Source organism: Mailhella massiliensis, assembly GCF_900155525.1.
GTDB classification, from domain to species: Bacteria; Desulfobacterota; Desulfovibrionia; order Desulfovibrionales; family Desulfovibrionaceae; genus Mailhella; species Mailhella massiliensis.
Genome location: NZ_LT706952.1, coordinates 258,207 through 271,830 on the forward strand (window position 1 = coordinate 258,207; position 13,624 = coordinate 271,830).

Annotated in this window: 10 protein-coding genes; 5 read left to right on the top strand and 5 right to left on the bottom strand. The window is 60.9% G+C overall.

Annotation, left to right across the window (positions count from 1 at the left end):
- The gene (locus tag CZ345_RS11270) at positions 1-399 is read left to right on the top strand and encodes a hypothetical protein (protein WP_144277339.1); all 399 of its coding nucleotides are present in this window, start codon (positions 1-3) and stop codon (positions 397-399) included.
- On the top strand, positions 359-1,540 hold the full coding sequence (locus tag CZ345_RS11275; protein ID WP_077073241.1) for a hypothetical protein: 1,182 nt from the start codon (positions 359-361) through the stop codon (positions 1,538-1,540). Before CZ345_RS11270 ends, CZ345_RS11275 begins: the two co-directional genes overlap by 41 nt.
- A gap of 90 nt (positions 1,541-1,630) precedes the next feature.
- Here CZ345_RS11275 and CZ345_RS11280 read toward each other — a convergent pair whose 3' ends face one another.
- Both CZ345_RS11280 and CZ345_RS11285 read right to left on the bottom strand, forming a co-directional pair.
- Positions 1,631-3,004 (bottom strand): SLC13 family permease, encoded by a 1,374-nt coding sequence (locus CZ345_RS11280; RefSeq protein ID WP_077073242.1) that lies wholly within the window; start codon positions 3,002-3,004, stop codon positions 1,631-1,633.
- 154 nt (positions 3,005-3,158) lie between these two features.
- Positions 3,159-4,028 (bottom strand): amidohydrolase family protein, encoded by an 870-nt coding sequence (locus CZ345_RS11285; protein ID WP_077073243.1) that lies wholly within the window; start codon positions 4,026-4,028, stop codon positions 3,159-3,161.
- A gap of 323 nt (positions 4,029-4,351) precedes the next feature.
- Between CZ345_RS11285 and CZ345_RS11290 the strand changes: the two genes are divergently transcribed.
- Positions 4,352-5,263, top strand: a complete 912-nt coding sequence (locus tag CZ345_RS11290) for a LysR family transcriptional regulator (RefSeq protein ID WP_077073244.1) — start codon at positions 4,352-4,354, stop codon at positions 5,261-5,263.
- A gap of 292 nt (positions 5,264-5,555) precedes the next feature.
- Here the strand turns inward: CZ345_RS11290 and CZ345_RS11295 are convergent, their stop codons facing one another.
- The gene (locus CZ345_RS11295) at positions 5,556-7,037 is read right to left on the bottom strand and encodes a PfkB family carbohydrate kinase (RefSeq protein ID WP_077073245.1); all 1,482 of its coding nucleotides are present in this window, start codon (positions 7,035-7,037) and stop codon (positions 5,556-5,558) included.
- Between the two features lie 248 nt (positions 7,038-7,285).
- Between CZ345_RS11295 and yedF the strand changes: the two genes are divergently transcribed.
- Positions 7,286-7,891 (top strand): sulfurtransferase-like selenium metabolism protein YedF, encoded by a 606-nt coding sequence (gene yedF / locus CZ345_RS11305; protein ID WP_077073247.1) that lies wholly within the window; start codon positions 7,286-7,288, stop codon positions 7,889-7,891.
- Between the two features lie 669 nt (positions 7,892-8,560).
- Here yedF and ppdK read toward each other — a convergent pair.
- The gene (ppdK, locus tag CZ345_RS11315) at positions 8,561-11,206 is read right to left on the bottom strand and encodes a pyruvate, phosphate dikinase (RefSeq protein WP_077073249.1); all 2,646 of its coding nucleotides are present in this window, start codon (positions 11,204-11,206) and stop codon (positions 8,561-8,563) included.
- 458 nt (positions 11,207-11,664) lie between these two features.
- On the opposite strand from ppdK, the gene CZ345_RS11320 reads away from it, so the two are divergent.
- On the top strand, positions 11,665-12,879 hold the full coding sequence (locus CZ345_RS11320; protein WP_077074073.1) for an aminotransferase class I/II-fold pyridoxal phosphate-dependent enzyme: 1,215 nt from the start codon (positions 11,665-11,667) through the stop codon (positions 12,877-12,879).
- 364 nt (positions 12,880-13,243) lie between these two features.
- Here the strand turns inward: CZ345_RS11320 and CZ345_RS11325 are convergent, their stop codons facing one another.
- A complete protein-coding gene (locus CZ345_RS11325) occupies positions 13,244-13,480 on the bottom strand; it encodes a thioredoxin family protein (protein ID WP_077073250.1) in 237 nt (78 codons plus the stop codon).
- Between the last annotated feature and the right edge of the window lie 144 nt (positions 13,481-13,624).

A 13,624-nucleotide genomic window follows, 5' to 3' on the forward strand; every position in this document is an offset into this window, starting at 1 on the left:
ATGCATATCGAATCGCTGGATCAGATGCGGCGGCACCTTGAGGCCGGAGGTTTTCTGACACTGGACGGGCAGGGCCGCCTGGAAACGCAGGGCGCCGTCGCCCGCTTTTTTCAGAAGATAGGCGACGCATTTCGTTCTCTTTCCGCCTCGGGGCGTGCGGCCATGGCGGAACGCGACGCGGCCGTGAGCAGGGCCGTGGATGAGATGATCCGGCGCGACGCCCTCGTCAACCCCGGCCGCATGGAGATTCCCCGGCCTGCGGGCCGTGCGGCCGCCGTGGTCAGGTCGGGGACTGTCTCGTATACACATCAAGATGTGTATATGATACAGCCTCCAGGTCATGGAAGAGGTGCGGGCCATGGCCGCCGAGGAGCTGGAAGGTCTCTGCCCGCAACTTGACGGGAAGGAGCGCGCCCTGTGCGAGGAGCGCGTTTTTGAACGCATGCACGGCTTTCTGTACGATGCGGATCTTTCGGGCGGTATCGACATGGAGGTATTGCGCGGGATGGTGTCGGATGTGGCGAAGAACGTGGTGAAGGATGGGGTACGCCCCCTTTCCTCCGGAAATTCTTCCGACAAGAAGGCCCCTGTCGAAACAGGTTCCTCCGTCTCGTCTCCTGTTTCCGGCGAATCTTCTCCCGATCCTGCCCCGGATGCCGCCGCGCCGTCTTCCTCCCTGGTGCAGGCGGAATATGTTGAGACGGAGCTCTACGACATGACGACGAGGTATCTGGGCTGGAACTTCCCACGGCTCAGCGAGGAGGAACGCTTTCAGGTGGCGCTCGCCGTGAATCAGGACATGGCGGAGAATACGCTTCCCTCCCTGCGCGGGGAGGATGGAACCGTGCCGCGCAAGATGCTGCAGCAGTCTGCGGCGGATACGGCGGAGCGTCTTGTGGCGCGTCTCATGCCCGACCGGCTCGCAACGGGCCTTCACCCTGCACCTCAGGGCAGGACGCGCGACGTGACCGACCTGTCTTCCGGCAACATCGCCCCGGAGGCCATACTCAGGCAGGGGAAAAACACCTGCTTTATGCTCAGTGTCGTCAACAGCCTCATGACCACGGAACAGGGGCGGGGCATGCTGCGGCGGAACATGACTTCCGACGGACTTCTGCGCCTGCCCGGAGAGAACGTATGGGACGGCACGATACAGCATGAACAGCTCAGCAGACTGGAACACTCCATGGGCGCAGCCTACAAGGGGCACGACGCCCTGTGGAACTACGGCTCCATGGGCCTTGCGGGCAATTTTGCGGAGCTTTTCGGCATGGTCGCCGTGCCTTACCGCATGCAGGGCGGGGAAGAGAAGTATCAGGAGCGTCTTTCAGGCGGCGGCGACGACATCGCTATCATCTCGCGGCATCTGAACAACGGGCGGATGGTGATTCTTTTCGAGAACGGGCATTACATGACCGTGGTGGGCACGGAAGAGGGCGGCCTCATTCTCCGCAATTCCCTTACCGGGAAGCAGGAGCGCCGGTCTATGGGCAGTCTTGCCGATTCCCTCATCGACGTGTTTGCCTATCCTCAAGAGTAGCCTTTAAGGCGAAAGGGCGGCGGGAGAATGTCCTCCCGCCGCCATCCGTCCGCACCTGCCGGATCGTTGCAGGGCAGGGGAGTGCAGGGGCTAAATGAAACCTATGATTTTCCAGTAGGGGAGCTGGATGAGCAGGATGCAGGCCAGGTGGAAGGGCAGCTTGATGAAGGTTTTCATGCTTATCATGCCGAAGCTGAAGATCACCAGATAGAACATGTGCTCATGGGGAAGGAAGATGGCGTCGCCTCCCATGACGGACAGGAAAACGATGCTGTGGGGGTTGATGCCTATCTGCTGGAACAGCATCATGAAGGTTTCGCCGAAGGCGGAATAGATGGCGATGGGGGTGAGGATGACGTTCAGCCCGGCGATGATGCTCCAGAGCGCGGCCACGGCGGGCCAGGTGCCGAGTTCCCGGAACACGGGCAGCAGGGAGGAACTGAGCGCGCCGGAAATGCCGAGGGAATTGGCGATGGCCCCCATGGACATGCAGGAGCTGATGAGCACGATCATGGCATAGGGCACTTTATGCACCTCCTCTTCGCCCGCCAGCCGTATTCCGGGGAAGAACAGGACGACGGAAATCAGCAGGAAGGGAATGAAGATATCCATGCCCGTCCATGTGGAGCTGACGAGCAGAATGACGAAGGCCGCCATGAGCAGGGCCATCTTTTTTTCCGCCCGGCTCCACGGGCCGAGGCTTTCGTAGTCCCTGCGGATGGAGTCGAGGTTCACCGGCCGGCTTTTGGGCACGAAGAATCTGATGACCACCGCAAGATAGAGGGCGCTGTACAGCGCCATGGGCCAGCAGTAGATGATGTTGTCCAGCCAGCGTATCTGCGCGGAGGGATCGACGCGCATGAGCGCCGGGCCGAGCACGCTCATGGGGCTTGGGTAATACTGCCACTGTTCGGAGGAAATGGTACCGAGGGCAACGGCCATGAAGAGTCCGGCGGAGCGGAGGTCGAACTTTTCAAAACCGAGAGCCTTGCAGATGCCCACGGCAATGATGATCATGATCATGTGGGCGTTGCAGGACGTCATCAGCGAGGCTATCCAGCCTACGATGAGAATGGCGAAGCACAGCTTTGCGTAGCTGCCGCCGGTTTTCATCACGGCAAAATAGGCCATACGGCGTATGAGTCCGCAGCGTTCCAGCGCGGCGGAAATGATGAACGCCGAGAAGATGATGCCCGGCAGCGAATTGGTCCAGCCCGACATGGCGGCCTGCCAGTCGGCCACGCCGGATATCACATAGGCGGCGGGCATGAGAAAGGCGGGAACGTAGATGTTGACGAGGCCGAAGCATACAAGCCCGATGCAGAAAACGGAAATGGCCAGAAACATGGCCGTTTTCGGGGTATAGAATTCTCCGTTGGGAATGGAGAGAAGCAGAATGCAGGCGACGATGAGCAGCCCCCACTGCATGAGCTGCGTTTTTGTCATGGCGTTGTCGTTATCCATGGTACTCCTCGAATGCCCGGCGGAGCGGAGTGTTGCCGGGCTGTTGGTTCAGGCGAAGGGAGAAACGTCGGCTTTTTCCATAGAAGGCGGGCGGGCGCTTTCCGCCGGTTTCCCGCAGGGCACGGCCCTGCCTCCGGCGGAAAGCGGCGCGTGTTCAGTCCTTCAGGCCGAGGGCGCGGACGGCGTTGTTGTAGAACACGTCTTCCTGCACCTCTTCACGCAGGATGCTCCTGTAATGATTGACGGCCCTGTCGAGTTCAATGACGGGGTAGGCCGTGCCGAAAAGAATTTTGTCGCGCAGCCTGTAGTTTGCTCCCATGGTGTAATCGTACTGACCGGGGGAATTGATCATGTACAGGTCGGGGGAAAGATAGACGTTTTTCCTGAGCATGGCCATGAAGCACGCCTCCGCCGCATAGGGCCAGCAGCCGTGGGCGAGGATGATGGTCAGGTCGGGGAAGGCGGCCGCCACATGGTCGATGTGTATGGGGTCGTTGTAGCTGTGGTCGGGCGCGGTGAAGCCGCCGTAGGAAATGAGCAGCGGAATGCCGTGGTTCCGGCATTTCTCATAAATGGGGAAGAGCACTTCATCGTCGGCGAAGTGCGCGCCCCGGTGTTCGCCGAAGCTGCCGTTGTATCCGAAGCCCGGCTCCATGAAGGCGCCGTGATAGGGGCCTTCGAGAATGAATTCGTCGATGAAGTCCAGAGAATCCCGCACGGCGCCGTCGTACTGCGTGGGCAGACCGGCCATGCCGATGAAGCGGTCGGGATACAGGGTGAACAGATCGGCCATGTTCCTGTTGTCACCTCCCTGGCAGACGCGGATGGGAACAACGGCCTTCACGATGCTGTTCTCGTCCATTTCCTTGCAGGCAAGCTCCATGGACTTTTCCATGGCGGAAGGCGGAAGTTTTGCGCCGTACTGCGCGGCGAAGGGCAGGGCGAACTTCGGATCGTAGATGGTCTGACCTTCCTTGAGGAAATCCTTGTACGGGGGACGGAAACGGAAATCGATGATCTTCATAGTCATGCTCCATGGAAAAGGGTTTTTCTATGATTCCGATATCGGTTTTGCCCGTCTGCGCATAGAGCGGAAAATCCATGAGCTTTTCGATGTTTTCCGATGCCCTTTTTCCATGACGTATGGGAAAAAAGTGAATACCTCACCGTGTTCAGGCGTATCTTCCCTGCCCTCCGTCACGGAGCGGGAGACCGGGGCGGGTTTCCGGCTCCGGGCGCGGGTTCTTTTCGGCGCGGCGTTTCCGGTATATAGAAGATGGCGGAGGGGAGGAGCCGCCTGGCGCGTCCCTCCGCAGGAAAGGAACGCAGACTGTACGCGGAGACGGTATGAACTTCAATCAGCTTGCATATTTTGTGGAGATCATCCGCTGCGGCTCCATCAACAGGGCGGCAAGAAAGCTGGATGTCAATCCCTCCACCCTCCTGTCGGGCGTCAACGGCCTTGAGAATGAAATGGGCTGTTCTCTGCTTGTGCGCTCCAGGCACGGCGCACAGGCGACCAGAGAAGGGGAGGAGTTCTTTGAAGACTGCCTCAAGGTGCTGAACCTTCAGGAAAAATGGAATTTTCTGAAGTTCAGCACGCTGGGAAGAAAAAAAATCAACGTACAGACGATTCCCGTCATCTATCATTCCCTGTTTTCCGAAGTGCTTTCCTCCGTGCTGGAAAAAAACGGCGACTATGTTCTGAACGTCAGGGAACACAATATCTTTGAAATAGAAAGCTGCATCGGCGACAGGGATTTTTCCCTTGCCGTAAGCTCCTACCTCAAGGAAGACATGACGTATATTTCTTCCCTGGTGGAAAGCTTTCACTACGACATGGATATTCTCGGCGAGGACGAATACAGGGTTGTCGTAAGAAAGGGGCATCCTCTTGCACGGAAAAGAAAGGTCGGCCTGAAAGACCTGGAAGCATACAGCGTGGTCGACAGTTTCAACAAGACCAACTTCAAGTTCGGCCTGCAGAATATCTTTACCTCCGTGCGGAATACCTACATCAACGAAAAGATATTTCAGATCGACTTCATATCGAGGACGGACTGTTTCGGCCTCATGCCCTCCGTCATACGGTACAACGACGTGGTGAAGTACCGTGACATGAAGCTGTTGAAGCTGGACGGGGAATACAGCCCGCTTGTCTATATCGTCATTTATCCTTCTGCGGACAGAATAACGCGGGAGGAAAGGGAAGTGGTGGACGCCATTAAAGAGTGCTTTGCCAAGAGGCTTTCCGCCTAGCCCGCGTTTTTTCCGGGATGTTCCCGGCGGCGCGGGCGGCGTGTTTTTCATGGTGCAGGCGGGGTTTTTGTGCTCGCTGCCGGGCGAGGGGAAGGAGCCTTGGCGTCCTTTCCCCGGCATGGCGGGGCGGCCCGCCGGGGAGGAAGAAGGCGGGGGCGGCGGAGAAGTCGCGGGCATCGGCCTTCCCCCTTGTCTTTTTGTGTGCTCCGGCCGTAAGCGAAGGCCCCGCGTGCTGCGGGGCCTTCGGAAAAGCGGCGTGTTCGCCGGGGCGTCTTGCGGGAGCAGCCCGCGTTTACCCCTTCATGCGCCGTATGGTGTTCGTGGTGGAATAGCCTTCCAGCCTCGAGAGGGTGACGGCCTTTCCGCCGTAGCTTTCCACGAACTGCGCCTCGGGCCAGCGGTCGATGGTATAGCCCTCCTTCAGAATGAGGTCGGGGCGTATGGCGTCCACCAGAGGCAGGGCGGTGTCGTCGTCGAACATGACCACATAGTCCACGAATTCCAGCGAGGCCAGCAGCAGGGCGCGGGTCTTTTCGTCCTGAACGGGGCGTTCCGGGCCTTTGAGCCTTTTGATGGAGGCGTCGGTATTGAGGCCCACCACAAGCACGTCGCATTCCTGCCGCGCCTGCATGAGAGAATGCAGGTGGCCCTGATGCAGCAGGTCGAAGCAGCCGTTGGTAAAGCCCACCTTTTTACCCTGTTCGCGGCACTGGGCGGCCATGTCGGCGGCTTCGCGGCGGCTGATGATCTTTCTTTTCTGCTTCCAGCCCGGGCCGGAGGCGCTGCGGCGGCGGGAGAGCGCGTCGAGTATTTCCGCCGCCGTCACGCACGAGGTGCCGAGCTTGCCCACGGCCACGCCGGAAGCGATGTTGGCAAGCTTCATGGCGTCCTGAATGTCCGCGCCTGTGGCAAGCGATGCGCCGAAGGCCGCAAGCGAGGTGTCGCCCGCGCCGGAAACGTCGAACACTTCCCGCGCCTCGGTGGGAATCTGGAACACTTCGTCCGGGCGTTTTGCCGAAACAAAGGCCATGCCGTGTTCGCTCAGCGTGACGAGCAGGTTTTCTATGCCGTGGCGTTCAAAGAGCTTTTTCGCGCCTTCGCGGAGCTTTTCTTCAAAATCCGGATCGGCGGGGCTGCAGTTCATGCCCGTGGCCTGATTGAATTCCTTGAGGTTGGGCTTGACTACGGTGGCGCGGGCATACTTGGAATAATCGTCGCCCTTGGGGTCGATGATGACGGGCCTGCCCGCGTTTTTGCAGGCGTCGATGATGCGGCGGCAGCGTTCCGGCGAAAGCATGCCCTTGGCGTAGTCGGAAAGAAGCACGATGTCCGCCGCACGGATGCGTTCATCCAGTTCCGGGCCGAGCAGTCCGCCGGTATCGGCGGCGCAGTCGAAGCGGCGTTCGTTGTCGATGCGCAGAAGGTGGCTGTTGCCCGCAATGACGCGGGTTTTCTCAATGGTGGGGAAGCCCGGCACCTCCACGGGCAGGGCGTGTTCGCACACCTCATCCAGCAGGGCGCGCACCTCGCGGCCCGCGGAGTCGCTTCCGATGAAGCAGAGAAGGTCGGCCGAGCAGCCCAGGCTGTGCAGGTTGGCCACCACGTTTCCCGCGCCGCCGAGCATTCTTTTCTCGCTCTGGAAGTTGAACACGGGAACCGGCGCTTCGGGGGAAATGCGTTCCACTTTTCCGTACAGGAAATGGTCGAGCATCACGTCGCCCACGCAGAGCACCCTGACCTTGGCATATGACTTGACTATGGTTGAAAGCAGCATGGCGTTTCCTCGTAAAAAAGAACGGCGCATACGGGCCGGAGCATGGCAACGATAGCAGGCGCGGAGGGTGAAGTAAAGGCGGCCCTTTCTTGCCTCGGCAGGGAAAAGCCGTTAGCCTGCACAAAGGCTGTAGGCCGCCTTCCGCCGCAAAAGCCCTGCTTTTTGCGGAACATGCGGAATGCCGGCCTGCAAAAGGCCGCGCAGGCCGCGGCCTGTTTTCCGTTCCCGTAAGGACAAAAGGAGGAACCATGTCGGAAGTTCTGGATTGCCGGGGCCTGGCGTGCCCGGAACCGGTGCTGCGTACCCGCGCGCTGGTGGAAAAGAAGCCCGGGGCCGTGGAAGTGCTGGTGGACAACGCCCCCGCCTCGGAAAACGTGAGCCGTTTTCTGGCAAAGAGCGGCTATGCCCCGCAGGTGGAGAAGCGCGGGGATTCCCTGTGGGCCGTCATTGCCGCCCGGGCGGGCGCAAGCTGCGCCGCTGCGGAGGAAGTCATCGCGCAGGCGGGGGAGGAAGAGCCCTGCCGTACGCTGGTGTTTCTGAGTTCCGACGTGGTGGGCAGCGGCAGCGACGAGCTCGGCGCAAAGCTCATGAACAACTTCCTTGCCACGCTCCCGGAAATGGGGCGGAACCTGTGGCGCATCGTCATGGTCAACGGCGGCGTGCGCCTGGCCTCCACCCCCGGCCCTGCGCTGGACGCCCTGAAGAAGCTCGAAAGCGCGGGCGTGAGCATACTCGTGTGCGGAACGTGCCTGGATTATTATCATCTTCTTGAACAGAAGCAGGTGGGCGAAACCACCAACATGCTGGATATCGTGACCAGCCTCGACCTTGCGGACAAGGTCATACGCGTCTGATATGCCCGCAGCCTCCGCCCCCGTGCGGGCCGAAGGAGAAAACGCCCCGGTTTCCGGGGCTTTTTTTGTGCTCCTCGCGGTGTTTTCTCCTGCCTGCGCCGGAGCGTTCCGGGAAACTTCGCCGGATTGCGGCGGAGCGCTTTGCAGACTTTGCGGAACATGGGGGATTGCCTGCGTTTTTTGCCTTTTGCCGAAATCGCAGGGTGTTTTTGCTTCCGAAGTTCCGGCCTCGGCGGCAAGGGAGCCTTCTCAGCCGCCGCGCCTTGCCGGAAGCGGGGGAACCGTGCCGCATGCAGGATTTTCCTGCCCCGGAAAGCGCGGAAGCAGGCCCTGCCGGAGTTCTTCGCCTCCCGGCCTGCGGATTTCCGGCAGGAATGCGGCAGGGACGTTGTCTGCGCCGGGGCCCGGCGCACGAGAGGCGTTCGGCGCTCCGCCTCGCCGCCATGCGGAAGACGGCGGCCTTTTCTCCGTGACTTTTTCCTTTGCCTGACTTTTCCCCGGAAGACGGCGGCGCGTTCTGCCGTGCGCCCTTTTTCCTGCCGGGGAGGCGAAGCAGGGCGGGCCGGTTTCCGCCCGTAAAAGGGCGGGGCCGCCCGGGCGTTCCTCTTTTTTCGCCCCGGCGGCCCCTGTCGGCAGTGAAGGTTCATGCGCGCCGCAGGGCGCGTACGTTTACTTGTTTCTCGGGTACTTCAGCGCGGCCTGAGCCGCCGCAAGGCGGGCGATGGGAATACGGTAGGGCGAGCAGCTCACCAGATCCAGCCCTATCTGATGGCAGAATTCCACGGAGCTCGGGTCGCCGCCGTGCTCGCCGCAGATGCCGATCATGAGTCCGGGCCTGGTCTTGCGGCCTTCCTCGATGGCGATTTCCATGAGCCGGCCCACGCCCTTGCGGTCCAGCACGGCGAAGGGGTTGTCCTTCATGATGTGCTGGTTGATGTAGATGGGCAGGAACTTGCCTTCCGCATCGTCGCGGCTGAAGCCGAAGCAGGTCTGCGTGAGGTCGTTGGTGCCGAAGCTGAAGAATTCCGCCGCTTCCGCGATTTCTCCGGCCAGCAGGGCCGCGCGGGGCAGTTCTATCATGCTGCCGCACAGGTAGGGGAATTCCACCTTGTGCAGGGCCATGCATTCCCTGGCGATGCGGTCGCAGCGTTCCTTGAGAATGGCCATTTCCGCAAGGCTGATGGTGAGCGGAATCTCGATTTCCGGCAGGGGGGTGTAGCCGTCGCGCGCAAGGCGGGAGGCGGCGTTGAAGATGGCGTACATCTGCATTTCGTACACTTCGGGGTAGGTGATCCCGAGGCGGCAGCCGCGGTGCCCCAGCATGGGGTTGACTTCATGGAGCTTCTGCACCTGCGCGAGCAGATGTTCCTTTTCCTGCAGAAGTTCGGGGTTGTCGCCGCGCACGCGCAGTTCCGTGGTTTCCACGAGCAGCTTTTCCAGGCTGGGCAGAAATTCATGCAGCGGCGGGTCGAGCAGGCGTATGCACACGGGCAGGCCGTTCATGGCCTTCAAAATACCGTAGAAGTCGTTTTCCTGCATGATCTGCAGCGGCAGAAGGGCGGCGCTGCGTTCTTCCGTGGTTTCGGCCAGAATCATCTTCTGCACATAGGGCAGGCGTTCCTGCGCCATGAACATGTGTTCGGTTCTGGTAAGGCCTATGCCTTCCGCGCCGAAGCGGCGGGACTTTTCCGCGTCTTCCGGCGTGTCGGCGTTGGCGCGCACCTGCAGGTCGCGCACCTCGTCGGCCCAGCCGAGTATGGTCTGGTATTCGTGGGAGAGTTCCGGGTCCTTCAGCGGAACGGCGCCGAGAATGACGCGGCCGGTGGTGCCGTCGATGGAGATGAGGTCGCCCTTCTTCACCACGGTGTCGCCCACGCTGAAGCACTGCTGGCCGTAATCCACCTTCACGGATTCGCAGCCGCACACGCAGGGCTTGCCCATGCCGCGCGTCACCACGGCCGCGTGGCTGGTCATGCCGCCGCGGCTGGTGAGAATGCCCTGCGCCTGCACGATGCCGTGGATGTCGTCGGGCGTGGTTTCCACACGCACGAGAATGACCTTCGCGCCGATGCGGCCGAGGTGTTCCGCCTCGTCGGCGTCGAACACCACGGAGCCGAAGGCCGCGCCCGGAGAGGCCGCAAGGCCCGTGGCCAGAACGTGGGGGCTGGCGGAGCTGTCGATCTGGCGGTGCAGCACGTTGGCAAGGTGTTCGGGGTCGATGCGCATGATGGCTTCGCTCCTGGTGATGAGCCCTTCCTCCACCATGTCGCAGGCTATCTTGAGGGCGGCCTGCGCGGTGCGCTTGCCGTTTCTCGTCTGAAGAATGTAGAGCTTGCCGTGTTCGATGGTAAGCTCGATGTCCTGCATGTCGCGGTAATGCTTTTCCAGCTTTTCGGCGATGTCGCGGAACTGATTGTAGATGTCGGGCATTTCCTCGGCAAGGTGGGCGATGGGGTTGGGCGTGCGCACGCCGGCCACCACGTCTTCGCCCTGGGCGTTCACCAGATATTCGCCGTAGAGCCTGTTCTCGCCCGTGGAGGGGTTGCGCGTGAAGGCCACGCCGCTGCCGGAATCATTGCCCATGTTGCCGAAGGCCATGGACTGGATGTTCACCGCGGTGCCGAGGTTGTGGTCGATCTTGTTGATGGTGCGGTACACGATGGCGCGGTGATTGTTCCAGGAACGGAACACCGCCTCGATGGAGAGCAGAAGCTGTTCGTGCACGTCTTCCGGGAAGTCCTTGCCGATTTCCCGGCGGTAGAGTTCCTTGCTGCGGGCGATGACGTTTTCCAGCGATTCCACGGAAAGTTCCTGATCGAGGGTCACGCCCTGCGCGGCCTTCTGCTCCTGAAGAATTTCCTCGAACTTTTCCTTGGGGATTTCCATCACCACGTCGGAGAACATCTGAATGAAGCGGCGGTAGGTGTCGCAGGCGAACCAGCGGTTGTTCGTCAGCCTTGCCAGCGCGGGGAAGGTGACGGCGTTCAGGCCGAGGTTCAGAATGGTATCCATCATGCCGGGCATGGAGAAGACGGCCCCGGAACGCACGGAAAGCAGCAGCGGGTTTTCCGCATCGCCGAAGCGCTTGCCCACCTTTTCCTCCACCCTGGCGAGGCTGTCCATGACCTCCTCCACCAGCCCTTCGGGGAGTTTTCCTCCGTGGGCGTAGTAGTCGCGGCAGGCGTCGGTGGAAATGGTCATGCCGTAGGGCACCGGCAGGCCGATATTGGTCATTTCCGCCAGGTTGGCGCCCTTGCCGCCCAGGAGGCTCTTCATCTGTGCATTCCCTTCATGAAACAGATACACGTACTTCATATGGACGTTCTCCTTATTGATGAGGATGACAGTTCTTTGCATCAGAGTACGAAAGTATTTTTGCAACGTCAATACGGCGGAGCAATTAATAAGGCTTATGCATCCGTACGGACGGGTCGGAGAAAGGGCTCTTTCCCCCGGAAGGCGCGAAATCACAGGGAAGTCGGCGCAGATTGCGCCTCATATACGGCGCGTGCGCTTTTTCCCGCACGGAGAAACTTCCGCGTTTTTTCCGGCGGCATCGGCTTCGGGGCGGGCGCGCGTTTTTTCCGCACGGGGCCTCAAGGGGCGGATTTTTTTTCAAAAAGGGGGGCGGACGTCCTTTGCGTCCGGGGGGAATGGTGCTAGGGTTTTCCATCGCCGCCTTCGGTGCGGCCTTTCCGCGCCGGATTCGCGTTTTTTCCGGCGGCCTGCGGAAGAGATACCTTTTTGGCCTGAAAAGCATACCGGGAGTTATGATGAGAACCTTTTCCAAATCCAGCAAGCTGGACAATGTGCTTTACGACGTGCGCGGACCCGTGGTGGACGAAGCCGCCCGCATGGAAGAGAACGGCATGAACATTCTGAAGCTCAATATCGGCAATCCCGCGCCGTTCGGTTTTTCCGCACCGGAAGAGGTGATTATCGACATGCGCGATTCCATCGTGAATTCGCAGGGCTATTCGGAATCGCGCGGGGTGTTCTCCGCCAGAAAGGCCATCATGCAGTATGCCCAGATCAAGAAGATTCCCAATGTGGGCATGAAGGACATCTACACCGGCAACGGCGCGAGCGAACTCATCCAGCTTTCCATGCAGGCGCTGCTCAACAACGGCGACGAAATCCTCATCCCCTCGCCCGACTATCCGCTCTGGACGGCCTGCGCCAACCTCGCGGGCGGCAAGGCCGTGCACTACATCTGCGACGAACAGTCCGACTGGTTCCCCGACCTGGAGGACATGGAAAGCAAGATCACCGACAGGACGAAGGCCCTCGTCATCATCAATCCCAACAACCCCACGGGCGCGCTCTATCCCGTGGAGGTGCTCGAACGCATCGTGGACATTGCGCGGCGGCACGAGCTCATCATCTTTTCCGATGAAATCTACGACCGCCTGGTCATGGACGGGGAAAAGCACGTTTCCATCGCCTCCCTTGCGCCGGATCTGTTCTGCGTGACCTTCAGCGGCCTTTCCAAGTCGCACATGGTCTGCGGCTTCCGCGTGGGCTGGATGATTCTGAGCGGCAACAAGAGCCTTGCGGAAGACTACATCGCAGGCATCAACATGCTCTCCAACATGCGCCTGTGCTCCAACGTGCCCGGGCAGTCCATCATTCAGACGGCCCTCGGCGGCTATCAGAGCGTGAACGAGTACATCGTGCCCGGCGGCCGCATCTACGAACAGCGCAACTTCATCTACGAAGCGCTCAACAGCATTCCCGGCATTTCCGCCACCAGGCCCAAGGCGGCCTTCTACATCTTTCCGAAGATAGATACGGAACGCTACCACATCACCGACGATACCCAGTTCGCTCTGGACTGCCTGCGCGAAACCCGCATCCTCTTCGTGCCCGGCTCCGGCTTCAACTGGAAAAAGCCCGACCACTTCCGCATCGTCTACCTGCCCCGCATTTCCATTCTGGCCGAGGCCGTGGAAAAGCTGGAACACTTCCTGCGCCATTACAGGCAGTAGCTTGCCGCAGCAAAAAAAAGCCCCGTCGTCCGGCGGGGCTTTTTTGTTTAACGGGCAGCGCTACGGAAATGGAACAATCCTGCGGAAGAGCTCGGGGAGCGCAGGGCACGGCCTTTTCCGCACGGGCATTCCGGCTCCGCGGTCAAAAGCTGCGCCGTGCGGAAAGCGGCGCTCTTCCGGGAAGGCGGTCCGCGGAAAAGCTTCCTTTTCCGGGCAGTCCGCCTTTTCCGGCCGGTGCTCCCCTTGGGGCGCAAGGCAAGGCGGCCTCAGGGCGAAACGCTTCCCCGGCAGAGCGGCCGCCCCGGCGGAAGGGGCGGGGAAGGCCCTGCCTGCGGATTCGGTTTTCCCGCTCCCTGCACCCGGGCTACGCGCGGCGCAGCCAGTCCAGCACTTCTTCCTTTTCCGGCACGCGGCCGGAGCAGAGCAGGGTATCGTTCACGGCCACGGCGGGCGTGGTGAGCACGCCCGCGGCCATCATTTCCCTGAAGTCGGTCACCTTGCGCACTTCGGCGTTGCAACCGGATTCCTCAACGGCTTCAAGAACGATGCGTTCCGTTTCCGCGCACCGGGCGCAGCCCGGGCCGAACACTCTGACAAGCATGGCAACCTCGCTTTGTTTTTTATGGATGAACAGCGCAGCTTTGTTGCCGCGGCACGCCGGAAAATGCGTCCGGCTTCAGCGCGGCGGCACACGGAGGGCCTCAGCCGTCCGCCCGGGGCGGCCCCGGACGAGGGCTTTGACGGT